Raw genomic sequence first — 23593 nt, 5'->3', positions numbered from 1 at the left:
AAGATTTATCCTATCGGAATGAGCTGCCCCTTTGTGTTTAAATTGCGACGTGTTTCATGATGCTATTTTCAAGCCACCTGAATAACCCTCCGGAAAGAGCAACCACCTCAACCCCGTGAACAACGCCTTGAACCGGATTTCGTGCACCCTGAGGCAGGTTGACCAGCTGTGGGGTGCAGGTGTGGCACTCAACGTTGTAGTGGCGGTCGTCGAATGGTCGTGGCCATGATGGGCAGCCACCGTCGCGTTCCGTGACTCAGCCGAGATGGTTGTCGTTCGGGTTGTATCTTGGGTAGTATGGCTGAGGTGAGGGAGCGAGAGATCTACCCGAGCACCCCCATCGTCCTGATGGCGATCGAGGTGCGGCACTCGCTGTGCGAGTCGCTCGATCGCAAGCAGGTCGCGGACCTGTCCGCACGGATCAAGCACTTGCTGCCCTTGCCCAGCGAGATGGAAGAGGTCTCTGTCTCTGTGCAGGCAGGGCCAGACGGCCCTCCCGTGCAGCAGCAGGTCATCAGCAGCTTCCAGAGATGGGCGAGCCGCGACAAGCGAACGGCCTTGTCGGTCCGCCCCGAAAGCTTGGTGATCGAGACCACCGACTACGGCAGCTATGACAGGATGCGTGAGTTGCTCGACGTCGCGCTCCAAGCCCGTTTGGCGGTCGGCCCTCCGGCCGGGGTCGAGCGGATCGGGCTTCGATACATTGATGAGATCAGGGTCCCCGCTGGGAATGATGGCAGTGGACCCGACTGGGCTCAGTGGGTGGACTCTTCCTTGCTGGGTCCTGCGCACGTCGGCGCGGAGTTGGGTCTGGTGCCGGTGGTGGGTGAGGGTGTCCTCGTGTTCTCCGGCGGCAGCGATCGAGCCCTGGTGTTGAGGTATGGCGCGCAGAATGACTACGCGGTGCAGTCGACTCCGGACCTACGCCGCCCGTTGCCTCCTCCGGGGCCTCTGTTCAAGCTCGACTTCGACAGCTTCTGGCAGGCAGCCGACGAAGTGCCCGAGTTCGATGTGGATCTCATCTTGGGTTTGGCGGACACGCTGCATGAACCGGTGCGAGGTGTCTTCGAGAGTGTGATCACCCATCGGCTGAGGGAGGAAGTGTTGCGACATGACTGACGCAAAGGTGCGGAACGCTGCTGTCGAGTCTGCGCTGGGATCGCGCCCTACTGCGGGTGCCTTCACGGTTCCGCAGAACGTGACGGAAACGAGGACCACACTTCCCCTGTTGACGACCCAGGCGGGCGGGATCAGGAGCATGGCCCGCGCGCTCCACGATGATGCTGACGACCTCCACAAACGGACCCATGAGGATGAGTGGCGCACTGCGGCCGCTGAGCGGGGTAAGGCAAGCGTGACGTCGATGCTCACGGAGCTAGCTGATCTCGGGTTCGCCTGGCGCGACATCGCGCGCATGGTAGGCGTGAGTGTGCCCGCGGTCCAGAAGTGGCGAAAAGGAGAGAGGGCGTCTGGTGACAGCCGCTTTCGGATTGCAAGCCTACTTGCCGCGTGTGACCTGATCACCAAGCACTACATGGTCGATGAGATCGCTTCGTGGTTCGAGATGCCGCTCTCCTCGACGGCCCCCGTCACCCCGATCACCCTGTACAGCGCCAATCGTGCGGATCTGGTCTTCGAGTTCGCGAGCGGCCATGAAGATCCCGAGGCGCTGTTGTCCGAGTTCGACCCCGACTGGCGTGAGCGGTATCGGTCAGACTTCGAGGTCTTCGATGCGGGCGACGGCCAACGCTCGATCCGTATGAAGGGTTGACCTTGAGTCACGATCTCGAATCCCCCTACGTAGAGGGCGTCCCGCGTTGGGATGCGCTCTACCGAGCACGCGGCGACGAGGTCTCGGGGACCCGCCCCATCTTCACCGGTGATGTGTTCACCGGAGTACTCCTACCCGGATCGACCGGGAAGGTGAAAGCACGCTCCGTCATTGTCCTGCAACACCCGTGCTCCATGCGCACGAATGGTGTCGATCTAGCTTGGCAGGTACTTGTTGCCGAGGTGACGAGTCGGAAGGAACTCGACGAGTCCGGCTGGGTGAGAGGCAACTTCAACCTGATGCCCTTGCCCGACATCCGCCCCGATGTGGCGAGTCAGAGTCGACACCAGGCGGCCAACTTCGACAACCTCTACACGGTGGCCCCCGATCTGCTGAGTGCGCGAACGGCCTGCTTGTCACCGTTCGGGGTGAACCTGCTGCTCCAGCGTTGGGTGCACTACAGCTCCCGAGTCGTGGTGCACACCCGCATCTTCCATGACCAGACCGTCGCTTTCTACGAGGAAGCCGACCTCATCGAAGAGTGGTGCGATGAAATGGGTAGCGATGATCTGATGGTCGAGACCCGGGCGTGTCTGGACTGGCTGCGCGCTGACAGAGACGGTTCGACCTATCAGGAACTGCTGAAGAATCCACAGTCACACAGCATGATTCGGCGCGCGATGCGTCACACGCTGAAGGAGCGACGCCAGATGTGAGCACGGTGGAAGGAGTCCAGGTCTGCGACGCAATGGGGACTGGAGCCAGGTCTGCGACGGATGACGCGACTCAGAGTCCTGACCTGTGGATGGAGGATGACATGGGGAATGCCGACGCGACGCGATCCAGCCATCATGGCCGACGGGGAGTGGTCCTCGTGCTGGGTGGGACGGGAATGCTGCGACCTGCCGTCGAGCAGCTTCTCCGGGAAGGAGAGCAGGTCGTCGTCGTGGCGCGGCATGCCAGCCGTGCCGTCGCTGGGATGCCGGAGGGCGCGACCGCGGTTGATGCCGACTGGGTGCGTCCTGCCGAGTATGGGCAGCGCTGCAGGGTCGCCGTCGCTGGCCGGGAGGTGTGCAGTGTCATCCTGTGGGTGCATCAACCGCACCGTGACGCAGTGACCATGGAGATCGACCCCTTGCTGACCGACGCCACGCGGGTGGTCCGGTTGTGGGGCAGCGCCAGTGGTGATCCTCGGGCGAAGGCCATGGCATCACACGAACCGCGCACGGGGGACCTCTGCGATGTGTACCTGGGCAGTTCGGGCGGGGAGTGGCTGACGCACGAACAGATCTCACAGGCTGCAGTCACGGCCCTTCGAGGCAGTTCTCGGGAACTCGTGGTCGGCGATCTGCGTGCCCTGCCGTGACACGACCCCTTCGCCAGTCGCACGGGTGGTTCCGGAGGGAAGTCGTGGACGAGGAACAGCTCACCGCCGGTACTTCGTCAGCAGCTCCTGCGGGATGTGGCAGACGTCGTCGGGGCAACGGGCCAGGCGGTGCTGGTGTTCCTCGGCGCTGCGGACGTAGTTGGTCAGTGGCAGGACCTCCACGACGATGCGGGCCGCATCGCTGCGGCTGTCGATGAAGGCCCGGGCCTCGGCCAGGTGTGCCGGTTCCCGCGAGTAGACGCCCGTGCGGTACTTCTCCCCGACATCTGGTCCCTGCTGATTGACGCTGTAGGGGTCGATGATCTCAAACAGGTGCGTGATGAGCCGTGTGACGCCGGTGACCGCCGGGTCGAACCGTGTCCGCACGCATTCGGCGTAGCCGTCGTAGGGCCCATCGAGAGAGTCGCTGCTGCCGTTCGCCCGTCCGGCCTCGGTCCACACGACGCCGGGCAGGGTTGAGACGAACGCCTGCACACCCCACAGACAACCGCCTGCAAGACAGATCTCCTCGTTCATCAGCGATCAGTGTAAGGAGCGATCCGCTGCAAACGTGCGGCGGGTTGCTGCTGGAAGCGCTCTCAGCAGCAACTCGCCGCACGTTTGCAGCGGATGAGGGGCGGAAGGTCACAGATCCGTGGTGTCGGTTGCACTTCAACGCAGCCTCGGTGAAGTACATCGGGCTGTTCGACGAGGACAAGCACGAGAAGCGGCACGTCATCACAAAACCGAACGAACGGGTCCGCACCCGGGGACATGGTCATGACGCCTGGGACGTCCCCACCGTTGCGGAAATACACGCGATCAACGAGAAGCTCAACACCCCTGTGCGGACTCCCGGAGAGGATCGCGTGCCCGCCTGACGACCTCCTCCGGGATACTGGAGGGCATGATCGAGCTGACCGCCCTGCTGGGCTTCGCAGTCGCCGTCACGCCGCTGGTCCTCACCCCGGGGGCCAGCTTCACCCTCGTCAGTGCCCGCGGCATGGTCGGTGACAGGCCCGGAGCCTGGGCCTGCATCGCGGGTACGGCTGTCGGGATCATCACCCATGCCGTTCTCGCCGGAGTGGGGCTGGCCGCTGTGGTGATGCAGTCAGCGGAGCTCTACCGGCTCCTGCGGCTGGCAGGAGCCGCCTACCTGATCGGACTCGGGCTCTGGCTGTGGCTGCGCAGTCGCTCCTCGACGGAGCAGGGGAGTTCCGACGCGATGAGGCGGCACTCGGCATGGATCGAGGGACGCCGTGCCCTCGTGGCCAATGTCCTCAACGTGAAGGCGGCGGCCGTCTACCTCACCCTGGCACCGCAGTTCCTGAGCGCCACACAGGCGGGTGTCTGGTCCATGGTGCAGCTCGGGGTCGGCCACATCCTCGTGATGGTGCTGTGGCTCGGCCTCTGGGCGACCGGCCTCACGGCCCTCTCCGCGCGGTTCGACCGTCTCGCGTGGTCCCGGCGGATCAACCAGCTCGGCGGGGCCGTCCTGGTGTTCCTGGGCATCCGGTCAGCCGCGCAGGTGCGGTGAACCGCGCGTCGGCGGAACCTCCACAGCGACGGCTCACCGGCGGTTGGCCTCCTCTCGCAGGCGGCGTCGGGTCTCGTCGTCGAGCAGACTCTTCGGGATGCCCTGGATCGCGCCCTCGAGGGCGAACAAGGAGTGCATGCAGTCGAAGGTGGGATGGATGCGCCACCAGGCTTCGACGCTGCCCAGCTCGACCAGCTTCGCCGGTGTGTCGATCCCCGCCTCCGTGAGGGCCCGGGCCAGCACCTGGCCGACGTTGGGCAGGCCGGTCAGGTCATTCGTCATCGCTCCACTCCTCCCAGCCGAAGGCCGCCAGGGCAAGCTCGAATCCGCGTCGCATCACGGTGAGGTCCTCCGGGGCCATGTGGAGGGTGCGCAGGCGCACCGGTCCCGCCACGGGCGTTCGGTGCAACAGCGCCTGACCTGCCGCCGTCAGCTGGCAGATGCGACGGCGTCGGTCCGACGGGTCCTGCGCCACCGCGACGAAGCCGCGGCCTTCGAGACGCTGGATCGCCTGCCCGAGTGAGGCGGGGTGCCAGTCCAGCTCGTCGCGCAGCTGCCGGATCGACACCGGCTCACGTTCGTCGATGATGCGCAGCAGGGCCAACTGCGACCCGGTCACGCCGGAGTCGCGCCTGACGTGGGCGTCGAACCTGGCCCGGGCCCGTTCCAGCCGCCACCACGCCCGGATCGCCTCCACAGAATCCTTATGTTCCACATAAGGATTCTACAGGTGCCGCGACGCGGCTGCATCTCACAACCCCAGCAGCGCCAGCGGAACCACCGCGACCCCGTCGCGACGACGGTGGGCGTGCTCGCCGGTGTTGAGAAGCACCATGTCGCTGACCTGGTCGCCGAGCCTCTCCTTCAGCCACAGGAGATGCGCCACGTCCTCGTGGGACGCGGCGCGGCTGAACTTCACCTCGACGGCGAGGATGCGTCCGTCCTCGCCCTCGACGATGAGGTCGATCTCCCGTTCCCCGCGACTCGACCTCAGATGTGAGACCTCGGCTCCTGCCGCCTGTGCCGCGGCTCTCACCGACAAGGTGGCCAATCCCTCGAAGAGGCCGCCGATGAGTGCACCTCGGGCGCCGAGCCATCTTCCCTCGCCCTTCTGCAGCGAGATGGAGGTGGCACGCAGCAGCACCGAGGCGAGTGCCGGATCCGCCAGATGGTGCTTCGGTGCCCGAGTGAGACTCGGCAAGCCTGACGCGAGTGGCAGCCATGCGGGCACTGGATCGAGGAGCCAGAGCGCGGTCAGCCAGTCCCGATAGCGCATCGTGGTCACCTTGCTGGGTGGGTCGGCGTCCCCGGGTGTGGCTGTGGCCCGGATCTTCTCCCAGGAGGCGGTTGTTCCCGACGCCGATGCATAGGCCCGCAACCACAGCGCGAGGGATTCGGGGCGACGCAGCGTGACGCCTTGCTCATCGGTGAGTTCCCGCTCCATGACCCTCGTCAGGTAACTGCGCAGCTGTGCGTTCCGGGCACGTGGCGGAAGATGGTGCAGGCCGGGTAGTCCCGAGGCGAGAATCTCCCTCACGTAGTCCCCGGGGCCCAGAGGGCTGCTTCCGCCGATCTCGGCGTCTCCCTGCAGCAGTCGTGTGAGGCTGACGGTGGGGTCGACCAAGCCGCGTTCGCACAGGGCCATGGGGCGCATCCGCAGTGACAGGATCCTCCCGGCGCCTGAATGGATGGGGTCGGACAGCTGAGGAGCAGCACTGCCGGCGAGCAGGAATGAGCCCGGCTCGGCGCCGTCGTCCACGGCCCGCCTGACGGTGTCCCACACGGCGGGAACGCGCTGCCATTCGTCGATCAGTAGTGGCCTGGGGAGTCGGTTCACCAGGTCGGCGTCCTCGCTCACGGCCGACCTGTGGGGCACGGTGTCCAAGCGGAGTTGTTCTGTGGTGCGGCGGAGTGCGGTGGAGGTCTTGCCGACCCCCTTGGGTCCGTCGAGTGCGATGGCTGTCACATGTGGCAGCAACGTATCGAGTTCCTCATCGACCAGGCGTTTCGTGTAGCCCATGTCCTCTAGTATACCGTTCTGCGGACAGTTACTATACCGTTTTGCACCGACTTGCTATACCGTTTTGCGACTACTCAGAGGCTGCTCGGTAGCATCGCCCCATGGCGCCTGCGATCCATCACATCGAGTTGTGGACCACCGACCTTGAGGCCAGCCGCCCGCAGTTCGAGTGGCTCCTCACCTCCCTCGGGTGGGAGCCGGACCCGGTGCCTGGCTGGGATTCCGGCATGATCTGGCGGGCGGCGACGGGGGAGTACCTCGTGCTGGAACAGTCCCCGGCCGTCTCGGGGCCCCTCGACCGGATGCACGCGGGCGTCAACCACCTGGCGCTGACCACCCCGGAACGCGACCTGCTCGATCGGCTCCGCGACGAGGCGCCCCGTCGGGGATGGACGCACCTGTTTCCCGACCGTTACCCCCACGCCGGAGGCCCGGACAGCACAGCCCTGTACCTTGAGAACACCGAAGGCTTCGAGGTGGAGATCGTCGTGATCCCCGTCCCGCCCTCCCAACCCCAGTGATCGGAGCATCGATGGCCGCATCTCCCCAGACCCTCACCGAGGCGCAACGGCGGCTGGTGGCCTCGTGGGCTGCGGACTGCGCCGACAGGGTGCTCCACGTGTTCGAGACCGAGATCCCCGACGACCCCCGCCCCCGCGACGGCATCGAGCGGGCCCGTGCCTTCGGTCGGGGTGAACTCGGGGCGGCTGAGGTCATCCGGCGACGCTTCGAGGCCAGTCGCGCGGCGGCTGCCGCCACCGGACCGGCCGCCAAGGCCGCGGTCTGGGCCGCCGGGCAGGCCTCCGCCGTCGCACACATGGCGGCCCATGCCCTCGGGGCCGCGGCCTACGCCGCCAAAGCGGCGTCGCTCGGTGCGGCAGACGCCGAAAGGGCCCGCCGCGACGAGGTGCGTTGGCAACTGGACCACATGACCCCTCAGGTCAGGGCCGCCCTGGTGAGACTCCCGCTGCTCGGTGAGGACCCGTCCGGCCCGTTGGGCAAGGGACTCCTGGCCACCGGGACGCTTGCCGCGACGATCCGCGACATCCAGGACGAACTCCGCTCTGAGTCGTCAGCTGGGTGACACACCGTGACGACGACGCCGTCGGATCGTTGCTCGTCCGGTCGTGAGGAGGACGTGTGGATCCCTACCAGTACCTGATCCTGATGGGTGGCTGCGTACTCATCACCCTGCCACTGGAGTTCATCCTCAGGGCCCGGGTCTACCGCCGCCCGCTCCGGCTCGCCCTGGCCATGCTGCCCACCCTCGTCGTGTTCATCGCCTGGGATCTCCTCGGCATCGCCCGCAACCACTGGGACCACAGCCCCACCCACACCACCGGGATCATGCTCGGCCCCATGCCGCTGGAGGAACTCGTGTTCTTCCTCGTCATCCCGATCTGCGGGCTGCTGACCTACGAGGGAGTCGGCCACGTCCTGCGACGACTCCGAGGAGACGACGATGCCTGAGTACACCCTCCTCACCGTCATCGCGGTGATCGCCGTCGCCCTGCTCGAACTCCTGTGGCTGCGCACCGGCATCTTCCGGACCCTCCAGTACTGGCTGGCCATCGCCATCGTCGTGTTCCTCCAGGTCCTCGTCGACGGCTGGCTGACGAAACTCTCCACCCCCATCGTCCGCCACACCCCCGACCACCACGCCGGTCTGCGGTTCCCCTGGGGCAACCCGGTGGAGGACTTCGGATTCGGCGGGGCGATGGTCACCCTCACCATCCTCGTCTGGGTCAGGGCCGGTCGCCGCTCCGGAGCAGCCCCGTGACCTCCCCGACCACCGCCGCCTTCGATCGAGGCGCCGCCCGGTACGACCTCATGGTGGCACTCAGTCCCGGGTACCGCCGTGAACTGCGACGAGCCGCAGCACGGCTCCCGGGGAGCATCCCGCTCACCCGCCCCGTCGATCTCCTCGACGCACGCACTCATGCTGGCTGCCCCGGCCAATGCCCGGATCCTGGGAGCCGACGCATCCCCCGGCATGCTCACCCGGGCCAGGGCCGGCGGTGTCCTGGTCGCCCAGGAGCGCTCCGTGGTGGACCACCGGGTCTCCCGGCTGGTCCGGGACCTCGTCTGCTGGGGGAGCAGCATGCCACTCGGGCTGGTCATCGACCGCCCGGTACCGGAGGTCCGGCAGCAGGGGTGTGATCGGGCCCACCTGGAGTCCGAGCTCCTCATGGATGCGTCGTCGGGCCGCGTCCTCGATGTCCTCACCCGGGCGGGGATGGCCGCAGCGGGAGTTGTCCGCACCCCGTGCCCCTCTTCCCGTGGAGCGAGTCGCGCAACGGACTCAAAGTGTCGGACCCTCACGTTAGCGTGGAGTCGTGGCAGGAGAAGGAGACAGGATGTGGAGTGAAGCCCGGTTCGTCGGATTCGACACCGAGACCAGTGGGAGGGACCCGCGGACGGCGGAGATCGTCACGGCTGCTGTGGGTGAGCAGGAGTGGCTGTTGCGGCCGACGGCCCCCATTCCCGAGGAGGCCACGGCCATCCACGGCATCACCACCGAGGAGGCCACTGCCCGAGGGATCGACCACCTGGAAGGGCTCGTCGCGATCCGTGACGCCATCGTCGGGGTGTGGCGCGACGGTGGGGTGCTCTGCGTGTTCAACGCACCCTACGACTGCACCTTGTTGGACCGGGAGCTGCGGCGGCACGGCCTGGCGGGTTTCGAGGTCGAGGGCGTGGTCATCGACCCCTTCGTCATCGACAAACAGGTGGACAGGTACCGTAGGGGGCGACGGCAACTGGTCGACGTGGCCCGGCACCACGGGGTGGCCCTCTCGGCCGAGGAGGCCCACGGTGCGCTGGCCGATGCCCGGGCCGCCTCCCAGCTGGGGAGGATCCTGGCCGGACACCTCATCGGGCCTGCCGAGGCGAACGCCCAGCAGGCCAGCTGGCACGAGGAGCAGAAGGTCTCCTACGCCGAGTGGCTGACGGACCAGGGCCGGGTGCAGCAGGCCCGGCAGGTCCGTGCCGAGACGGGCTGGCCGTTGTTGAGTGTGTGACACGACGTGAGGAGGAACCACCATGACCATCACGAGGAAGACGACGAGACGGGCCGATGCGCTCCGGTGTGGTTCACGACCCCGCCTGCTGGCAGGGCTCGTGGCCGCGCTGCTCATCCTGACCTCCTGCTGGGGTGGCAGTTCTGATTCCTCTGGTTCAGCACCACCGACGAGCCCCGGGGCAGCGACCACCGGCCCGGGGCAACCGTCGTCGCCCAGCGGGGTTCCTGGGCAGCTCAGTGCCGCCTGGGAGGCCGAGGCCGCTCCGCTGGGAATCCTGATGGGGGTCGCCGAGGGGCTCGTGGTGCTCCCAGACCTCGCGGACGACACCTCCCGGATGAGGCTGCTGAGTTGGACCGACGGCAGCGAGCAGTGGGCGGTGGACATCACGAAGGACCTCGGTGCTGCGGACTTCCTGGAGGAGGGTCCGACGATGCCACCGGGTCAGGTGGCGATCTGGGCCCACGAGGCCGAGGCCGAGCCCTCGCTGCTGGTCTACGACGTCACCGACGGTACGCTGATCTCCCGGATCCAGGGGAAGAACGGCCACCACCTGGCGGTCGGCGAGTCCGGAGCGATCTACGAGATGGCCTATTCCGAGGAGGAGAGCGGGAAGGTCACCATCACCCGCTCCCCCTCGGCGAAGGAGTTCGACACCAAGCAGTGGACCATCGAGCAGGGCGAGGAGGCCGCCGAGTTGTTCTGGGTGCGCGAGCACGAGGGCTTCGTCGACTTCTGCGTCGACGGGCGGGAGGGGCCGGTCCATCGCTACACCTGCTACATGAGTCTGCACGTCGCCGACGGCACACCGGTGGCCGAGGACGGGATGTTCCTTCGCTCGGCCTGGGTGGGGGAGATCCTCGTCGGGCTCGAGGAGGGTGGCCCGCTCAAGGCCTTCGACAAGGGCGGGAAGGAACTGTGGAGCACCGACGTGCCGGCCGGGTATCCACTGGGTTGGGGTGAGCACCTGCTCTTCTTCGCCCAGGGGGACGAGATGGATCTCGTCGCCCTGGACCCGCGGACGGGGCAGACGCTCTGGGACAGGACGTGGGCCGAACAGGAGTGGTCGGAGCCGCTCATCGACCAGACCCCGTCCCCTGAGGACGGGCCGCTGGTCATGGTGCAGGCCCATCCCGGGGTCAAGACCGGGGTCATGGATCCGGCGACGGGGGAGGTCACCTTGGTGGACCACGGGCTCACCGAGTTCCGTGAGGCGGAACGGGGCCCGGGCGGCACCCTGCTCATCTCGTCGGGCAACTACGAGGCGTTGACCTGGACGGTCGTCCGGCCCGGTGAGGCGGGTGACGTGTGGCCGGATGTGCTCGCTGGGCATGAGCAGTTCGAGATGTTGGCGGGCCGTCTGGTGGCCCGCAAGGGCGACCGCATCACCTTGTTGCAGGCAGGCTGAGCACGAGCTGTGGTGTGCTCCGGGGTCGACAGTCCCGGGGCACGTCACAGCTCGGGCAAGGAGCGGATTCCAGCGTCGGTGAGGGGCTCGGGGGTCGCGTCCTCCGACACCGTCAGCAGCGCAGCAGCAGGATCGTGCCATCGGTCCAGCCGACGGCCAGCACCCCGTCGCGATAGGCGGTTGACAAGGGTGTCCCCGGAGCCAGCGGGATGAGGTCGTGTTCCTGGACCCCGTCAGGCAGCCCGGCCACACCCCGTCCCAGCTGCACGTGTCCCGCGGCCTCCCAGTCCGTCGCATGGCCCCGGGCCACGGTCTCCTGGTGCCCCGTTGCCGGATCGAGCCGGATCAGCCGGGCAGGTGTCAGATCCGCGGGGTCATCGAAGCGGCGCACCTGCTCGGTGACCACCAGCAGATGGTCTCCGTCCTCGGCCAGCCCGATGGCGGGCATCCCGACGACGTGCCGGGTGCAGCTGCCGTCGGGATGCCACAGCACCACCTCCCCGCGCCCCGTCGCCACCACCAGGTCCTCACCACGCCACGACATCGCCCAGGGCTGTCCCTCCGGGCGGTACTCACCACCGTGGGCACGGGCCAGCTCCTCCAGGAGGGCGATCCCGGAGTGAGGACCGCGGTACGGCAGATGGGGGACGGCCTCGTGGACCCCCACCGGGGTCAGGGACTCCAGCTCCACTGCGTCGGCATCGAGAGGGAGCTCGTAGCTGGTCAGTGTGCGATGGGGATCGTCCCGGGTGTCGATGTCATCGACCGGGGAGACCGTGAATCGGATCATCCCGTCGTTGAAACGGCAGAACAGCACCTCCCGGTTGTCCGTGATGAGGTGCCGCTGTTCTCCGGTCGAAGGCTCCCACAGCTCCAGCCCACCCTCGAAGAAGGCCCCGCCGTCGTACTCGCCATGTCCGACCACCACCAGCGAGTCGCGGACGTCCACATCGTTCACCGGATGAGGCAGTCCGAGCCAGGAGACCAGCTCGAGATCGCTGCGTCGGTACAGCAGGAGCGTGGCCGACCCGCCCAGCTGGAACGACCGGTGAAAGACACCCTGGTGGACCCCGACGGCGATGACATCACCGAGGTCACGGACGTAGGTCAGGCAACGGGCCTCGGGAAAGACGCCATGGCGATGCGAACCGGTGAGCTGCATGAGCTCAGCCTAGGGGTGCGGGTCCCGGGATGCTGAGCACGAACTTGCAGGTTGCGTGGCTTTGGAACGTCTCACAGGGGGTGTCAGGCAAGCAGCACGGCGGTTCGTGCTCACGAGGGGGGCGGGGCCTGGTCTCGGGGCAGCGTTGGTCGATGTGGACCGGATGTGCGGGGATGCACCCCGGGGCACCCCCGCCCCCAGGGCCTGCACGAACGTGCAACGGGGTTGAGGTGCGCGCCTGCCTGGTGTTTGGTTGGACCAAGCGAGCGAAGGAGTCCAGCGATGACCACACTCAACCAGCAGCAGCGAGCCGAAGCCATCCACGCGATGTCCACCCACAAGGTCGATGTGCTCGTCATCGGGGGTGGGGTCACCGGTGCAGGCATCGCGCTGGACGCGGCCTCCCGGGGGCTGACCACCGCCATCGTCGAGGCCCAGGACTGGGCCGCCGGCACCTCGTCGCGGTCCTCCCGGCTCGTCCACGGAGGGCTCCGCTACCTCTACAACCTGGACTTCAAGCTCGTCGCCGAGGCGCTGCGGGAGCGTGGCCGTCTGCTCAGCACCATCGCCCCGCACCTGGTGGAGGCGCAGCCCTTCCTCTGGCCGCTGAAGACTCCCGTCATCGAACGTGCGTACTCCGCCGTCGGTGTCGGCATGTACGACGCCCTGGCCCGCATCGGGTCGAAGGGCAGGGCCACGGTCCCGATCCAGCGGCACCTGAGCAAGAAGGGGGCGCTGAGGCGTTTCCCCGAGATCAAGCCCGATGCCCTCATCGGTGCCATCGAGTTCTACGACGCCCGCGTCGATGATGCCCGCCTGGTCATCACCCTGATCCGCACCGCGGTCCGCGACGGTGCGTTGGCCGCCAGCAGGGTCACGGTGGAGGAGATCCTGAAGAACCCCCAGGGCAGGGCGACGGGGGTCCGGGCCCGCGACCTGGAGACCGGGACCACCTTCACCGTCGAGGCCGAGCACATCATCAACGCCACCGGGGTGTGGACGGAGCAGACCCAGGACATGGCCGGTGGTACCGGTGGCCTGAAGGTGCTGGCCAGCAAGGGCATCCACATCGTCATCCCCAGGGAGCGTCTCAAGGCCACCACCGGCATGTTCCTGCGCACCGAGAAGTCGGTGCTGTTCATCATCCCATGGCAGCACTACTGGGTGATCGGCACCACCGACACCGCCTGGCACGAGCAGTTCACCCATCCCGTCCCGACCGCCGAGGACATCGACTACGTGCTGGCCCACGCCAACGAGGTGCTGGCCGAGCCGCTGACCCGCGATGACATCATCGGCACCTACGCGGGGTTGAGGCCACTGCTGCAGCCGAAGGTCCTCGACGAGTCGAAGTCGACGAAGGTCTCCCGCGAGCACACCGTCACCGAGGTGGTCCCCGGTATGGTCGCCATCGCGGGCGGCAAGCTCACCACCTACCGGGTCATGGCGGAGGATGCCGTCGACTTCGCCCTGGGCAAGGCCGAGGCCAAGGGCAGGCCGTCGATCACCGCGACGCTGCCGCTGCTGGGGGCCGACGGTTACGGCGCTGCCCAGAACCGGGCCGCAGCCCTGGGGAGGCGGTACGGATACGATGCCGACCGGATGCAGCACCTGCTGCACCGCTACGGTTCGGAGATCACCGACCTGCTGGCCCTCATCGACGACGACCCGTCGCTCGGCAAGCCCCTGCAGGCAGCTCCCCAGTTCCTGCGCGCCGAGGTGCACCGTGCCTGCACCACGGAGGGTGCGATCCACCTGGAGGACATCCTCATCGCGCGGGTGAGGCTCAACTCGGAGGCCCGCGACCGGGGGGCGGCCGCCGTCGACGAGGTGGCCGAGATCGCCGCGAAGGCCCTCGGCTGGGACGAGGCCCGCACCGAGCACGAGAAGTCGAACTACCTCGCGAGGGTGACAGCGGAGCTGGCCGCCGAGGAGCAGAGCACCGACCAGGCGGCCTCCGAGGCCCGGATGCAGGCGCCGGACATCGTCAGCTGAGCTCAGTCGATGCCCATGAACATGTGCACGGCCGTGACCTTCCCGTCGGTATCGCGGAACACGACATCGACGCCGCGCCCGGCGACCTCCCCCTGAGGGGTGAGCATCGACCAGCGAAGCAGGGTCGCATCCCCTGAGGCGACCTCCTGGTCATAGACGAAGCGCAGTCCCTTGCCAGCGATCATGTCGTCGTGGACGCGAGTGATGTGGGCGGCGATGTCGGCAACCCCTGTGATGGTGATCCCGAGGGAGGACACCGACATCACGCCGTCGGGCGCCCAGATCTGCTCGATGAGAGCGTTGCGATGCTGCTGGTCGGGCTCGGTCCACGTCCGCAGGTACTCGTCGGCGAACTGTGTGGTCTTCCTCTGCATGGTCATGAGAACTCCTCGACGTCGTTTGTTGACGATGTCAGCGTAGCTCATTGTTGACATCGTCAACAAACGACGTCGTGACCGCTGGTCGGGCGCAGGAACGCGAGGTCGGTGGCAACACTCGCGTGCTCTCGACCGGTGAGGAATCAGAGCGTGGTCTGCGGGTAGACCGATGTCCTAGATTGATTCCATGAGCCCGCGTGATTCCTCCCCCACCATCACCGCGATCCTCAACGCGGCCGACTCGCTGCTGGAGACAGGTGGCCGTGATGCCGTGACGCTACGAGCCGTCGGTGAGGTGGCCGGGGTCTCCCGCATGACGCCGTACCGACACTTCGAGGACAAGTCGGCCCTGCTTCAGGCCCTGGCAGAACGCACCCTGCGTGCGATGGCAGAGGGCATCCGTGTCGCATCGGCCTCAGCGAGCACACCAGCGGAGAAACTCAGAGCGGGCGCTCGTGCCTACCTCGACCACGCCCTGGACAATCCCCACCACTACCAGTTGATCTTCGGTGACACGCCCCTGGCGCAACCGGGGCCAGAGCTCAACGCCGCCGCCGACGACGCCATGCGAGCTGTCGAGGAGATCGTCGCCGACGCCCAGGGTGCTGGGCTGCTCCGCAGCGCCCCGACGCGCGAGCTCGCCACCGTCCTGTGGGTGTTGCTGCATGGTCTGGCCGCCCTGCAGATCACCGGCCACCTGCACGAGCCCCGCACCGTGGACGGGGACACCCAGCTGGAGGTCCTGCTGGACCTGGCCCTCGCCCAGTTCCACCCCTGACCACGAGCAGGGGACGGGGTTCCCCTCACGTCCTGGACCACAGGGGTTCCTTCAGCTGCGTGTAGTCGGTGACCGGGGTGAAGCAGCGATCCCCCCGGCACACGTGCACCGCGCGCTCGTCGCGCCCGGCCAGCCACGACCCGAAGCCCTGCGTACCCGCTGGGGCCCGCAGGATCGTCGTACCCTCCGGGGCCATCCGCCAGGTGGCTCGGGCCAGCTCATCGAACGGGTCATCCGCCACCACGACGGCGACCGCCCGGCCGAGGCCCCGCCCGGCCTCCTCGTCGATCATCGCCTCCTCCAGCGCGGAGCCGGCGAACCTCGGGGTCGCGGCCACCGCGTCCCAGGTGGTTCGGATCGCGGTATCGGCCCGCTCCAGCAGATCGGTGCGCTCCGTCAACGCACCCACCCGACGCAGCGCCCGTACCAGGGCGACGGTGCCGGTGGGACTGACGTGGTCGGTGACCGAGCGGTGCCGCACGATCAACCCCTCGGCCGCATCGTGGAACCCGCCGTCGTCGGCCCCGAACAGCTCGATCGCCCGGTCGCACAGCGCTTCGGCGCGGCACAGCCACTGCGCATCCCCCGTGATCCCGGCCAGCACCGCGAAGGCCTCCGCCACCGCCCCGAAGTCCTCGGCCTGGCCTCGCGACGGGGAGGCAACCCCGTCGAAGGACGAGCGCCTCAGGTCACCGTCGGGCAGGTGCACCGACACCAGGTACCGGGCCGCCCCGAGCGCCAGGTCCAACCAGTGCGGCTCGTTCCAGATCATCGCGGCCGTCGCGAGCGACGAGATCGTGATCCCGTTCCAGCCCGCCACCACCAGATGATCGGTGGCCGGGCGGAACCGGGTCTCCCGCTCGGCGAGCAACCGGGCACACACGTCGTCGAGACGTGCAGGATCGGGACGACCTCGCAGCTGCAGCGTCGACAGGCCCTGCCCGAAGCTGCCACCCGCCGTGACGTGGAACACCTCAGCGGCCCACTCCCCGTCCTCGTGGCCCAGCACATCCGTGAGCACCTCCGGTGTCCACAGGTAGAAGATCCCCTCGAACACCGCGCCCCGGATGTCGCAGGAATCCGCGTCCAGCCCGGCGTGGAAGGCGCCGTGCTCACCGAGCAGCTCTCGCTCCAGGAAGGCGGCGATGCGGTGGGCGGTGCGCTCGAACAGGGCCCGCAGCCCCTCGTCGTGGTCAGCGGTGCGACGCCACGCACGGGTGTAGGTCCGCAACAGCATCGCGTTGTCGTCGAGCATCTTCTCGAAGTGCGGGATCACCCAACCGGGATCGGTCGCATAGCGGTGGAACCCACCCCCCACCTGGTCGCAGATCGCGCCGCGGGCCATCGTCTCCAGGCTGCGCTGGGCCAGCTCGAGGCTCCGGGCGTCGCCGCGCACCAGCAGTGCATCCAGCACGCTCGCCGTCGGGAACTTCGGGGCCGTGCCGAAGCCGCCGTGGATCAGGTCGAAGTCGGCCCCGATGGCATCCACGGCGGCCACCAGATCCGGACGTCCCGCGTCCGGGATCTTCGTGGCCTGCTCCAGGTGGGCCATCACCTGGTCCGCATTCTCCAGCAGCACCTCCCGCCGTGAGGTCCAGGCCGTGGCGAGAGCCGTCAGCACCTGGGTGAACGACGGCTGCCCCGGCCGTTCCTCCGCAGGGAAATAGGTGCCGGTGAAGAACGGGCGCCCATCCGGGGTGAGGAACGCCGTCAGCGGCCAGCCCCCGGCACCACCGTTCATCAGCTGCGTGGCGAGCATGTAGACCTGGTCCAGGTCTGGAAGCTGCTGCCGATCCGCCTTGATGGCCACGAAGTGCTCATTGATGAGGGCGGCGACCTCCGGGTCGTCGAAACTCTCGTGGCTCATCACATGGCACCAGTGGCAGGACGCGTAGCCGATGCTGAGCAGGATCGGACGGTCCGTCCGCTCCGCCTCGGCCAGGGCCTGCGGCCCCCACTCCCACCAGTCGATGTCCTGGTGGGCGTGCTGACGCAGGTAGTCGCTCGCGGCGGCTGCAAGACGGTTGGCCATGAGGAGCAAGGCTACCTTGAACCCCGCTGTCACACTGGAGGCATGAGCACTCACACCGAGCCCCGCAGATCAACCCCCTTCCGCGACGGCCTGATCGTCATGGGGGGCATGCTGGCGGTGATGTGGGTGCTGGAGATCATCGACGTGGCCTCGGCCCACTCCCTCGACCAGTACGGCATCGTGCCCAGGCGGGTGGACCAGCTGCTGCACCTGCTGAGCGCACCGTGGCTGCACTACGGCTGGGGGCACCTGATGAGCAACACGCTGCCCTTCCTCGTGCTGGGTATGGTGACCTGGCTCAGCGGGTTCCGGGAGTGGCTCACCGTGACGGTGCTCAGCCTCCTCGGCTCCGGGTTGCTGGTGTGGCTGATCGCCCCGAACGCGACGATCACGGCAGGGGCCTCCGGGCTGGTCTTCGGGTACCTGGCCTACCTGCTGGTCAGGGGGTTCTTCCGCCGCAACGGGTGGCAGATCCTCATCGCCGTCATCGTGTTCGCGTTCTACGGGACGGCCCTGTTCGGGGTGATCCCGGGAGCCGCCGGGATCTCCTGGCAGGGACATCTCGGTGGTGCGCTGGGCGGGGTGCTGGCCGCCTGGTTGCCGACACGGGGAACCCGCACGCTCAGATGATGAACTCCGGCATCAGCGGCACCTCCCGGAGCCCGGTGAACAGGTCGTCCTCCGGGATCATCGTCGGCACCTTCGAGATCACCAACTGGTAGTCCTCCGTCGGCCACCCCGCCCGCTGGACCGCGAGCGGCACCGCGAACCACGGACCCTCCGGGTCGATCTGCGTGGCATGGGCCCGCAACGCCTCGTCACGGACCTCGAAGTACTGGTCGCAGCGCACGAAGGTGGTGAGCCGACCGTCGGAGAACGGATCCTCGTCGCGGGTCGGCGCGGGGGTGCTGGGGGTCAACCCCTGCTCGTGCATGACCGTCTCCAGGGCTGCGTAGCGACGACGGTGGAAGCTCATGTGGTAGTAGAGCTTGGCGGCCTGCCACGCCGGGCCGTGCTCCGGCCACAGCGTGGGGTCCGCGGCCGCGGAGAACGCCTCCATGGTGATGCGATGGCACTGCACGTGGTCCGGGTGCGGGTAGCCGCCACGCTCGTCGTAGGTGGTCACGACGTGTGGGCGGAAGTCACGCATCACCTTCACCAGCCGTCCCGCCGCCGTCGCCACGTCCTGGACGGCGAAGCAGCCCTCCGGCAGGGGCGGCAGCGGGTCTCCCTCGGGCAGGCCCGAGTCGACGAAGCCCAGCCAGACGTGCCGGATGCCGAGCACCTCCGCAGCCCGGGCCATCTCCTCGCGACGAACCGCGGGCAGGTCCGCCAGCACCCGGGGGTCGTCGGCGAGAGCCGGGTTGAGCACGTCGCCGCGTTCCCCACCCGTGCAGGTCGCCACCATCACCTCGACGCCCTCGGCCACGTACTTCGCCGTCGTCGCGGCTCCTTTGCTGGACTCGTCGTCGGGATGCGCATGGACGTGGAGCAGCCTGAGCGGTCCCTTGGGATGGCGTGACATGGCAGACATTGTGACGTGTCGCTGCACCTGAGTGCACTCCGGGACGTGTCCGTGGGCGCTGCTAGGCTTGAGTGATGTCCGAAACCCATTCCGAGACCGTCTGGCTCACCCAGGAGGCCCACGATGCTCTTGAGGCCGAGCTGAACCACCTCAAGACCGTCGGCCGTCCCGAGGTCAGCGCCCGCATCGCCTCCGCCCGGGAGGAGGGGGACCTCTCCGAGAACGGCGGCTACCACGCCGCACGGGAGGAGCAGGGCCAGATGGAGGGACGCATCCGTCAACTGGAGCACCTGTTGCGCACTGCGCAGGTCGGTGAGGCCACCGGAGCCCCCGATGAGGTGACGCCCGGCCGCATCGTCACCGTCGCCTTCGACGGGGACGCCGATGACACCGACACCTTCCTGCTGGGGTCCCGTGAGATCCTCGGCACCGATTCCTCGGTGGATCATGCGGTCTCCCCGCAATCCCCCCTCGGCGCAGCGGTGCTCGGTCGCCGGGTCGGCGACGACGTGTCCTACGAGGCCCCGAACGGGCGCACCCTCACCGTGAGGATCATCAAGGTGTCCTCGTGAGCCCGTGGCTCGCGCTGGCTGCCGGGGCCGCGGCGGTGGTGGCCGCACTGGCCCTGGCCCGTCACCGGTGGTGGATCTCCCGCGACGATCCTGCCGGGGCGGTTGCCCTCGACGATCTCGCCCCGGCGATGGCGGGACTCGCCACCAAGGGGCGGGTGATGCCCCGGGACATCCTGGCGCTCCTGGTCGATCTCGCCGTCCGCGGTCATCTCGTGATCCATGTGACTGGGGAGGGCAAGAGGCGTGACTGGGTGCTGCACCGCGGCTCGGCCCGGCCGAACGGGCTGAGCCCGACGGAACACTCCTTCCTGGACCGGGCCTTCGCGCGGCACCAGAAGGTGTCGTTCCGTGAGCTCGCCGCCGAGCGCCGTGGAGCGGTGAACAAACTGGCCACCCGGTTGCTGGCGGCGGCGGAACAGGACGGTTGGTTCCACCCGGTGACAAGGCCCCGCCGCATCGGGTGGTGGCCATTCGTCCTCGCCGGATCCACTGCGGTGGCGGTTCTCGTCGCCGGACTCGGATGGCTGCCAGCGCTGCTGTTCCTGGCCGCCGGGACCATCACCTTGTACCAGCCCCAGCTTCGGGCCCGCCGCACCGCGTGTGGCTCGGCCGCCCGCGAACAGGTGCTCGCCCGTCGCGAGGCACTCACGGGTGGGACCGGGCTGCACACGACCGAGGACGTGTCACGGGAACTGCCATGGGTGGTCGCCCTCGGGCTGACCTCACGTCTGCCGGAGCTGACCCGGGGAATCGACCTCACGCAGGCCACTGCCCAGTTCGACTGGGTCAGGGGTCGAGGTGGGGCACTCGAGGTCGGCGAGGTCGTCGCCGGGGGCCTGGCCGACGTCGCCGTCGAGGTCGGTGGCAGAGCCCTGGTCGGTGTGGTCGTCGGGGCCGTGGCGTTCCTCCTCGACGGCTGAGGCCCACGAGGCTGAGCGGGTCAGTTCTTCTCGAAGACGCAGGAGAATCCGCGCTCACCGGCATCCCATCTCTCCTTGGGGGATCCCAGGGCACGCAACGTGTGGGGGACCGAGATGTCGAGGCCAGCGAGTTCAGCATTCGCGTCGGTGCAGGTCTCCGTGACCTGGGCGTCCTGCTGCAGCGCCTCACCGCTGCTCCGGGTCTTGATGCTGGCATCGATGGTGCCGCCCGCGAAGACCCGCCAGTTCGCCCGGTCGCATTCCACCTCGGTGGCGCTGTGTCCGCCGTTGCCGTCCACCGCGCCGAGCAGACAGTCGCCCACCTGCCAGGGCATGTCCGGGGCGGTGGGCACCGCACTGTCGTCCAGTTCGCGCGCGAAGTTCGGGTCGGCCGGGGTCTGGGCGGTGGGGCTGATGCTCGGTGCGGTGCTCTGCCGTGGTGGCACCCGGAGACCGGGGCCGTTCAGCACGGCGACGGTGCCCCAGATCGCGCCCCCCACCAGCAGGGTCGCCGCCACCACCCCGGCGACGAGCGTCGAGGTGCGCCGTTGCCTGACCGTGGGCAGTGTCGTCGTCGCGGTCCGGGGGTGGACGATGGCCGGTGCGTAGGACGTCGGCTGCTCCGTCGGTGGCGGTGGCCGGTGCCAGGTGGCCTCCGCATCCTGGGGGAACGAGTCCAGCCGGGAGAGGATGCCGGAGAGCGCCTGGGCCAGCTCGTTGCCGTCGCGGAAACGCTGGTTCGGATCCAGGTGCATCGCGCGGTCCAGCAGAGGGCGCAGCACTCCCGGGATGCGGGGGTCGTTGGTGGTGACGGGAAGGCTGAGTTCTTGGAAGATCTGGGTCAGGTTCTGGGCGCGGCCGTCCCAGGTGGAGCGGGGGCCGCGTCCCGTCAGCAGGGCGAACAGCACCGCCCCCATGGACCACACGTCCCCGGCCGAGGTCGGTTCGACCTGGCTGAAGGCCTCCGGGGGAGCATAGGCGGGGGTGAGGGCCTCCAGGGTGACGGTGGCGGAGGCCTCGGCCTGCTGGATCGCCGCGATCCCGAAGTCGCTGAGCCGTGGGGTGCCGTAGGAGTCCAGGAGGATGTTGCCGGGTTTGATGTCGCGGTGCAGCACCCCTGCGGCATGGGCCGCGCCCAGTGCCGAGGCGGTGGACTGGATGATGCGCACCGCATCGGCGGCGGGTTGCGGGCCGCGTGCCACGACATCGGACAGGCTCCCACCGTCGCAGCGCTCCATCACCAGGTAGGGGCGCCCGTCGGGCAGGACCCCGGTGTCGATGAGGGTCACGACGTGCGGGTGGCTGCTGATCTGGCTGGCGGCCCGCATCTCCCGAAGGAATCGACGACGGTTGCGCTCCTCGTGGAGGGGGCGGGAGTCCACCTTCACGGCGACGGGGCGCTCCAGGGAGAGCTGTTCCCCGGCGTAGACGGTGGCGAACCCGCCCTGCCCGAGGATTCCCGTCAACCGCACACCGGGCACCTGTGGCACGTTCACGGGGGGCATCGTCATGGCAACCATGGTGGTTCATCCAGGGTGCAGTGGCAAACTACCCGAGATTGGCGATGAGTTCTGCCGCCACCTCGGCGCTGATCTCCCCGGAGGCCACGCGGGCCAGGATCTGTTCCTGGGCGGTCGCCTCCCCGGAGGTCCCGGGTGCGTCGGCTGACTCCGGGGGGGAGGTCGGCCGGGGGGTCTCCGGCAGCATCCCGAGCCTCGCCAGCACCGCGTCGAAGCGGGCCCGAGCCGTCGGGTAGGAGACGCCGAGGTGCTTCTCGACCTCCCGCAGGTTGCCGCGGGAGGAGAGGAAGACCCGCAGCAGTTCGTGCTCGGCGGCGTCCAGTCGGTCGTAGACCGAGGAGGCGAACTCCCCCGCGAGCTCTGAGCCGCAGCGTCGGCATCCCTTGCGGATGGTGATGAGCTGGGCGTCACAGACCGGGCAGTCGGCCGGGGCCTGGTACAGCGTCTCCTCCATGTCAGTTCTCCTCATCGGTGTTGTCCTTGATGGTGGCGAGTCCCATCACGACGTTGATGTCGCAACGTGCCGAGCCGTTCCCGAAGACCACCTCGTCGACCCCGGTGTTGTCCTCGGGCCAACGGACGTGCCCGAACTTGGACTCGGCGTGGACCATCACGTTGGCCCCGGGGGTCAGGGCCAGGGTGAGGGAGCCGGATTCGATCTTCAGTCGGGAACGGCCACGGCTGATGGGACCCTCGACGGTGACGCCTCCGGCCTGGCTGAGGAGGTCGGTGACCTCGGTGACGTCGCTGAGGTGACAACCACCCATCGTGACGCGGACCCGGCCGAGCCTCGGCACTCCCTGGCTGCGCAGCCCCCCGGTGGTCGACTCCACGTCGACGACGAGCCTCGGGTTGACCTTGACGATCAGTTCCTTGCCCAGGCCGATGATCCCCATGTCGTCGAGGATGCGTTGGGGGCGGATGAGGGAGAACCCGCTCAGGTTGGGTCCGAGTTCGCCGGTGGAGCTGACCTCCATCACGTCGCCGTTGCGGCGCAGCACGTGGGGACCCTCGACGCTCAGGGTGGTCACCTTCGGGTCGCCCTCGATGCGGACACGACGCCCCACCGCGGTGATGGAGACCTTCGACAGTCCCCCGGGGCGGGCCTTGCCGCCGTTGTCGGGGGACTGCTCCTCCTCGGCGGTGGGGGAGGGCTCGCCCTTGAGGGCGTTGATGCGACGGTTGGCCTCCGCGGCGTCGATACGTCCGGCGGCCAGGTCGTCCAGGATGGGACCAAGATCAGGACTGCTCATGAAGCAATGGTAGGCGATCCCTCAAACAATTGAAGGTTGATCTTTCCATTCGGTGAGGTCCAGGGTGCTCCGGGGGGTGGGTTGGACGTCAAATCGGCGTGGCGGCTATAGTGTGTGGCTGCTGCCGCCCTAGCTCAGTAGGCAGAGCGACGCTCTCGTAAAGCGTAGGTCACGGGTTCGATTCCCGTGGGCGGCTCCATTGAAGAACCAGCCCCCGACAAGGTGTTTCGCCGTGTTGGGGGCTGGTTCGTGAGTTCGCGGTACGAACGGGTTGGTGGCAGGGGTGTGTGCGAACCGACAAGGGCGACGCATCGAGGTGGTTGATCGGTTGAGTGCG

29 protein-coding genes and 1 tRNA gene are annotated in these 23593 nt (G+C 68.0%); 19 read left to right on the top strand and 11 right to left on the bottom strand.

Translation table 11 applies throughout. From position 1 onward, the window contains the following. Positions 1–297: 297 nt before the first annotated feature. The 4 genes from EII34_RS13150 (at position 298) to EII34_RS13135 (ending at position 3137) form a co-directional block, all read left to right on the top strand. On the top strand, positions 298–1119 hold the full coding sequence (locus tag EII34_RS13150) for a TIGR04255 family protein (protein WP_124845619.1): 822 nt from the start codon (positions 298–300) through the stop codon (positions 1117–1119). Then, the gene (locus tag EII34_RS13145) at positions 1112–1771 is read left to right on the top strand and encodes a hypothetical protein (protein WP_221620304.1); all 660 of its coding nucleotides are present in this window, start codon (positions 1112–1114) and stop codon (positions 1769–1771) included. The genes EII34_RS13150 and EII34_RS13145 overlap by 8 nt, the downstream gene beginning before the upstream one ends. A gap of 2 nt (positions 1772–1773) precedes the next feature. Next, positions 1774–2487: a hypothetical protein gene (locus EII34_RS13140; protein WP_124845618.1), complete on the top strand. Its 714-nt coding sequence runs from the start codon at positions 1774–1776 to the stop codon at positions 2485–2487. Positions 2488–2588: 101 nt separating this feature from the next. Continuing rightward, positions 2589–3137, top strand: a complete 549-nt coding sequence (locus EII34_RS13135) for a Rossmann-fold NAD(P)-binding domain-containing protein (RefSeq protein ID WP_124845617.1) — start codon at positions 2589–2591, stop codon at positions 3135–3137. Positions 3138–3197: 60 nt separating this feature from the next. On the opposite strand, the gene EII34_RS13130 is transcribed toward EII34_RS13135, so the two are convergent. Further along, positions 3198–3674, bottom strand: a complete 477-nt coding sequence (locus EII34_RS13130; RefSeq protein ID WP_124845616.1) for a peptide-methionine (S)-S-oxide reductase — start codon at positions 3672–3674, stop codon at positions 3198–3200. Positions 3675–3802: 128 nt separating this feature from the next. Between EII34_RS13130 and EII34_RS13125 the strand changes: the two genes are divergently transcribed. Further along, the gene (locus EII34_RS13125) at positions 3803–4018 is read left to right on the top strand and encodes a hypothetical protein (protein WP_185711339.1); all 216 of its coding nucleotides are present in this window, start codon (positions 3803–3805) and stop codon (positions 4016–4018) included. 26 nt (positions 4019–4044) lie between these two features. After that, positions 4045–4674 carry a LysE family translocator gene (locus EII34_RS13120; RefSeq protein WP_124845614.1) on the top strand — a complete coding sequence of 210 codons (630 nt, stop codon included), beginning with the start codon at positions 4045–4047 and terminating at the stop codon, positions 4672–4674. Positions 4675–4707: 33 nt separating this feature from the next. On the opposite strand, the gene EII34_RS13115 is transcribed toward EII34_RS13120, so the two are convergent. Genes EII34_RS13115 through EII34_RS13105 form a run of 3 tightly spaced genes read right to left on the bottom strand, consistent with a single transcriptional unit; the run spans position 4708 to position 6694 of the window. Continuing rightward, positions 4708–4956, bottom strand: coding sequence for a TfoX/Sxy family DNA transformation protein (locus tag EII34_RS13115; RefSeq protein ID WP_124845613.1), 249 nt, complete (start codon positions 4954–4956; stop codon positions 4708–4710). Further along, positions 4946–5389: a MarR family winged helix-turn-helix transcriptional regulator gene (locus tag EII34_RS13110; protein ID WP_260425154.1), complete on the bottom strand. Its 444-nt coding sequence runs from the start codon at positions 5387–5389 to the stop codon at positions 4946–4948. Before EII34_RS13110 ends, EII34_RS13115 begins: the two co-directional genes overlap by 11 nt. A 36-nt stretch (positions 5390–5425) precedes the next feature. Then, entirely contained in the window at positions 5426–6694 is a 1269-nt protein-coding gene (locus EII34_RS13105; protein WP_124845612.1) for an ATP-binding protein, read from the bottom strand. 101 nt (positions 6695–6795) lie between these two features. On the opposite strand from EII34_RS13105, the gene EII34_RS13100 reads away from it, so the two are divergent. The 7 genes from EII34_RS13100 to EII34_RS13070 all read left to right on the top strand — a co-directional run bounded on the left by EII34_RS13100 (position 6796) and on the right by EII34_RS13070 (position 11122). After that, the gene (locus EII34_RS13100; protein WP_124845611.1) at positions 6796–7215 is read left to right on the top strand and encodes a VOC family protein; all 420 of its coding nucleotides are present in this window, start codon (positions 6796–6798) and stop codon (positions 7213–7215) included. An 11-nt stretch (positions 7216–7226) separates the two neighbouring features. Next, positions 7227–7778 carry a putative immunity protein gene (locus tag EII34_RS13095; RefSeq protein ID WP_124845610.1) on the top strand — a complete coding sequence of 184 codons (552 nt, stop codon included), beginning with the start codon at positions 7227–7229 and terminating at the stop codon, positions 7776–7778. A gap of 56 nt (positions 7779–7834) precedes the next feature. After that, positions 7835–8164, top strand: a complete 330-nt coding sequence (locus EII34_RS13090; RefSeq protein ID WP_124845609.1) for a lycopene cyclase domain-containing protein — start codon at positions 7835–7837, stop codon at positions 8162–8164. Continuing rightward, positions 8157–8474, top strand: coding sequence for a lycopene cyclase domain-containing protein (locus tag EII34_RS13085; RefSeq protein WP_124845608.1), 318 nt, complete (start codon positions 8157–8159; stop codon positions 8472–8474). Before EII34_RS13090 ends, EII34_RS13085 begins: the two co-directional genes overlap by 8 nt. A gap of 78 nt (positions 8475–8552) precedes the next feature. Then, positions 8553–9062, top strand: coding sequence for a hypothetical protein (locus tag EII34_RS16890; RefSeq protein WP_464115347.1), 510 nt, complete (start codon positions 8553–8555; stop codon positions 9060–9062). Further along, positions 9052–9714, top strand: coding sequence for an exonuclease domain-containing protein (locus tag EII34_RS13075; protein ID WP_124845607.1), 663 nt, complete (start codon positions 9052–9054; stop codon positions 9712–9714). The genes EII34_RS16890 and EII34_RS13075 overlap by 11 nt, the downstream gene beginning before the upstream one ends. A gap of 22 nt (positions 9715–9736) precedes the next feature. Further along, positions 9737–11122: an outer membrane protein assembly factor BamB family protein gene (locus tag EII34_RS13070; RefSeq protein WP_124845606.1), complete on the top strand. Its 1386-nt coding sequence runs from the start codon at positions 9737–9739 to the stop codon at positions 11120–11122. Positions 11123–11234: 112 nt separating this feature from the next. Here EII34_RS13070 and EII34_RS13065 read toward each other — a convergent pair whose 3' ends face one another. Further along, on the bottom strand, positions 11235–12284 hold the full coding sequence (locus EII34_RS13065; RefSeq protein WP_124845605.1) for a hypothetical protein: 1050 nt from the start codon (positions 12282–12284) through the stop codon (positions 11235–11237). Between the two features lie 282 nt (positions 12285–12566). Between EII34_RS13065 and EII34_RS13060 the strand changes: the two genes are divergently transcribed. After that, positions 12567–14279: a glycerol-3-phosphate dehydrogenase/oxidase gene (locus EII34_RS13060; protein ID WP_124845604.1), complete on the top strand. Its 1713-nt coding sequence runs from the start codon at positions 12567–12569 to the stop codon at positions 14277–14279. A gap of 2 nt (positions 14280–14281) precedes the next feature. Here EII34_RS13060 and EII34_RS13055 read toward each other — a convergent pair whose 3' ends face one another. Beyond that, positions 14282–14659 carry a nuclear transport factor 2 family protein gene (locus tag EII34_RS13055; protein ID WP_124845603.1) on the bottom strand — a complete coding sequence of 126 codons (378 nt, stop codon included), beginning with the start codon at positions 14657–14659 and terminating at the stop codon, positions 14282–14284. A gap of 184 nt (positions 14660–14843) precedes the next feature. Between EII34_RS13055 and EII34_RS13050 the strand changes: the two genes are divergently transcribed. Then, complete coding sequence (locus EII34_RS13050; protein WP_124845602.1) at positions 14844–15434, top strand: TetR/AcrR family transcriptional regulator; 591 nt, start codon at positions 14844–14846, stop codon at positions 15432–15434. A gap of 25 nt (positions 15435–15459) precedes the next feature. Here EII34_RS13050 and EII34_RS13045 read toward each other — a convergent pair whose 3' ends face one another. Beyond that, positions 15460–17466: a thioredoxin domain-containing protein gene (locus EII34_RS13045; RefSeq protein ID WP_124845601.1), complete on the bottom strand. Its 2007-nt coding sequence runs from the start codon at positions 17464–17466 to the stop codon at positions 15460–15462. A gap of 42 nt (positions 17467–17508) precedes the next feature. Here EII34_RS13045 and EII34_RS13040 point away from each other — a divergent pair, with 42 nt between their 5' ends. Further along, entirely contained in the window at positions 17509–18096 is a 588-nt protein-coding gene (locus EII34_RS13040; RefSeq protein WP_124845600.1) for a rhomboid family intramembrane serine protease, read from the top strand. Here EII34_RS13040 and mca read toward each other — a convergent pair. Beyond that, positions 18089–19000, bottom strand: coding sequence for a mycothiol conjugate amidase Mca (gene mca / locus EII34_RS13035; protein ID WP_124845599.1), 912 nt, complete (start codon positions 18998–19000; stop codon positions 18089–18091). The two genes, EII34_RS13040 and mca, sit on opposite strands and share 8 nt — an antisense overlap. 65 nt (positions 19001–19065) lie before the next feature. Here mca and greA point away from each other — a divergent pair, with 65 nt between their 5' ends. Continuing rightward, positions 19066–19563, top strand: coding sequence for a transcription elongation factor GreA (gene greA, locus EII34_RS13030; RefSeq protein WP_124845598.1), 498 nt, complete (start codon positions 19066–19068; stop codon positions 19561–19563). Beyond that, the gene (locus EII34_RS13025; protein WP_185711337.1) at positions 19560–20483 is read left to right on the top strand and encodes a DUF2207 family protein; all 924 of its coding nucleotides are present in this window, start codon (positions 19560–19562) and stop codon (positions 20481–20483) included. Before greA ends, EII34_RS13025 begins: the two co-directional genes overlap by 4 nt. Before the next feature lie 20 nt (positions 20484–20503). On the opposite strand, the gene EII34_RS13020 is transcribed toward EII34_RS13025, so the two are convergent. Genes EII34_RS13020 through EII34_RS13010 form a run of 3 tightly spaced genes read right to left on the bottom strand, consistent with a single transcriptional unit; the run spans position 20504 to position 23256 of the window. Then, positions 20504–21994 (bottom strand): serine/threonine-protein kinase, encoded by a 1491-nt coding sequence (locus EII34_RS13020; RefSeq protein ID WP_124845596.1) that lies wholly within the window; start codon positions 21992–21994, stop codon positions 20504–20506. Between the two features lie 37 nt (positions 21995–22031). Next, complete coding sequence (locus tag EII34_RS13015) at positions 22032–22457, bottom strand: DUF2089 domain-containing protein (RefSeq protein ID WP_124845626.1); 426 nt, start codon at positions 22455–22457, stop codon at positions 22032–22034. Between the two features lies 1 nt (position 22458). Next, on the bottom strand, positions 22459–23256 hold the full coding sequence (locus EII34_RS13010) for a hypothetical protein (protein ID WP_124845595.1): 798 nt from the start codon (positions 23254–23256) through the stop codon (positions 22459–22461). Between the two features lie 123 nt (positions 23257–23379). On the opposite strand from EII34_RS13010, the gene EII34_RS13005 reads away from it, so the two are divergent. Next, positions 23380–23455 (top strand) — tRNA-Thr (locus tag EII34_RS13005). Positions 23456–23593 lie beyond the last annotated feature (138 nt).

The sequence above is a fragment of the Arachnia propionica genome, from assembly GCF_003859805.1.
Taxonomy (GTDB): domain Bacteria; phylum Actinomycetota; class Actinomycetes; order Propionibacteriales; family Propionibacteriaceae; genus Arachnia; species Arachnia propionica_C.
This window is presented reverse-complemented; position numbering and strand designations above follow the sequence as displayed.

What these genes read in the sequence shown, in the direction of transcription:
- EII34_RS13150 (WP_124845619.1), top strand. Translation starts at nt 298, where the DNA reads ATGGCTGAGGTGAGGGAGCGAGAGATCTACCCGAGCACCCCCATCGTC.
- EII34_RS13145 (WP_221620304.1), top strand. Translation starts at nt 1,112, where the DNA reads ATGACTGACGCAAAGGTGCGGAACGCTGCTGTCGAGTCTGCGCTGGGA.
- EII34_RS13135 (WP_124845617.1), top strand. Translation starts at nt 2,589, where the DNA reads ATGGGGAATGCCGACGCGACGCGATCCAGCCATCATGGCCGACGGGGA.
- EII34_RS13130 (WP_124845616.1), bottom strand. Translation starts at nt 3,674, where the DNA reads ATGAACGAGGAGATCTGTCTTGCAGGCGGTTGTCTGTGGGGTGTGCAG.
- EII34_RS13120 (WP_124845614.1), top strand. Translation starts at nt 4,045, where the DNA reads ATGATCGAGCTGACCGCCCTGCTGGGCTTCGCAGTCGCCGTCACGCCG.
- EII34_RS13115 (WP_124845613.1), bottom strand. Translation starts at nt 4,956, where the DNA reads ATGACGAATGACCTGACCGGCCTGCCCAACGTCGGCCAGGTGCTGGCC.
- EII34_RS13105 (WP_124845612.1), bottom strand. Translation starts at nt 6,694, where the DNA reads ATGGGCTACACGAAACGCCTGGTCGATGAGGAACTCGATACGTTGCTG.
- EII34_RS13100 (WP_124845611.1), top strand. Translation starts at nt 6,796, where the DNA reads ATGGCGCCTGCGATCCATCACATCGAGTTGTGGACCACCGACCTTGAG.
- EII34_RS13095 (WP_124845610.1), top strand. Translation starts at nt 7,227, where the DNA reads ATGGCCGCATCTCCCCAGACCCTCACCGAGGCGCAACGGCGGCTGGTG.
- EII34_RS13085 (WP_124845608.1), top strand. Translation starts at nt 8,157, where the DNA reads ATGCCTGAGTACACCCTCCTCACCGTCATCGCGGTGATCGCCGTCGCC.
- EII34_RS13075 (WP_124845607.1), top strand. Translation starts at nt 9,052, where the DNA reads ATGTGGAGTGAAGCCCGGTTCGTCGGATTCGACACCGAGACCAGTGGG.
- EII34_RS13070 (WP_124845606.1), top strand. Translation starts at nt 9,737, where the DNA reads ATGACCATCACGAGGAAGACGACGAGACGGGCCGATGCGCTCCGGTGT.
- EII34_RS13065 (WP_124845605.1), bottom strand. Translation starts at nt 12,284, where the DNA reads ATGCAGCTCACCGGTTCGCATCGCCATGGCGTCTTTCCCGAGGCCCGT.
- EII34_RS13060 (WP_124845604.1), top strand. Translation starts at nt 12,567, where the DNA reads ATGACCACACTCAACCAGCAGCAGCGAGCCGAAGCCATCCACGCGATG.
- EII34_RS13055 (WP_124845603.1), bottom strand. Translation starts at nt 14,659, where the DNA reads ATGACCATGCAGAGGAAGACCACACAGTTCGCCGACGAGTACCTGCGG.
- EII34_RS13050 (WP_124845602.1), top strand. Translation starts at nt 14,844, where the DNA reads ATGAGCCCGCGTGATTCCTCCCCCACCATCACCGCGATCCTCAACGCG.
- EII34_RS13045 (WP_124845601.1), bottom strand. Translation starts at nt 17,466, where the DNA reads ATGGCCAACCGTCTTGCAGCCGCCGCGAGCGACTACCTGCGTCAGCAC.
- EII34_RS13040 (WP_124845600.1), top strand. Translation starts at nt 17,509, where the DNA reads ATGAGCACTCACACCGAGCCCCGCAGATCAACCCCCTTCCGCGACGGC.
- mca (WP_124845599.1), bottom strand. Translation starts at nt 19,000, where the DNA reads ATGTCTGCCATGTCACGCCATCCCAAGGGACCGCTCAGGCTGCTCCAC.
- greA (WP_124845598.1), top strand. Translation starts at nt 19,066, where the DNA reads ATGTCCGAAACCCATTCCGAGACCGTCTGGCTCACCCAGGAGGCCCAC.
- EII34_RS13020 (WP_124845596.1), bottom strand. Translation starts at nt 21,994, where the DNA reads ATGACGATGCCCCCCGTGAACGTGCCACAGGTGCCCGGTGTGCGGTTG.
- EII34_RS13015 (WP_124845626.1), bottom strand. Translation starts at nt 22,457, where the DNA reads ATGGAGGAGACGCTGTACCAGGCCCCGGCCGACTGCCCGGTCTGTGAC.
- EII34_RS13010 (WP_124845595.1), bottom strand. Translation starts at nt 23,256, where the DNA reads ATGAGCAGTCCTGATCTTGGTCCCATCCTGGACGACCTGGCCGCCGGA.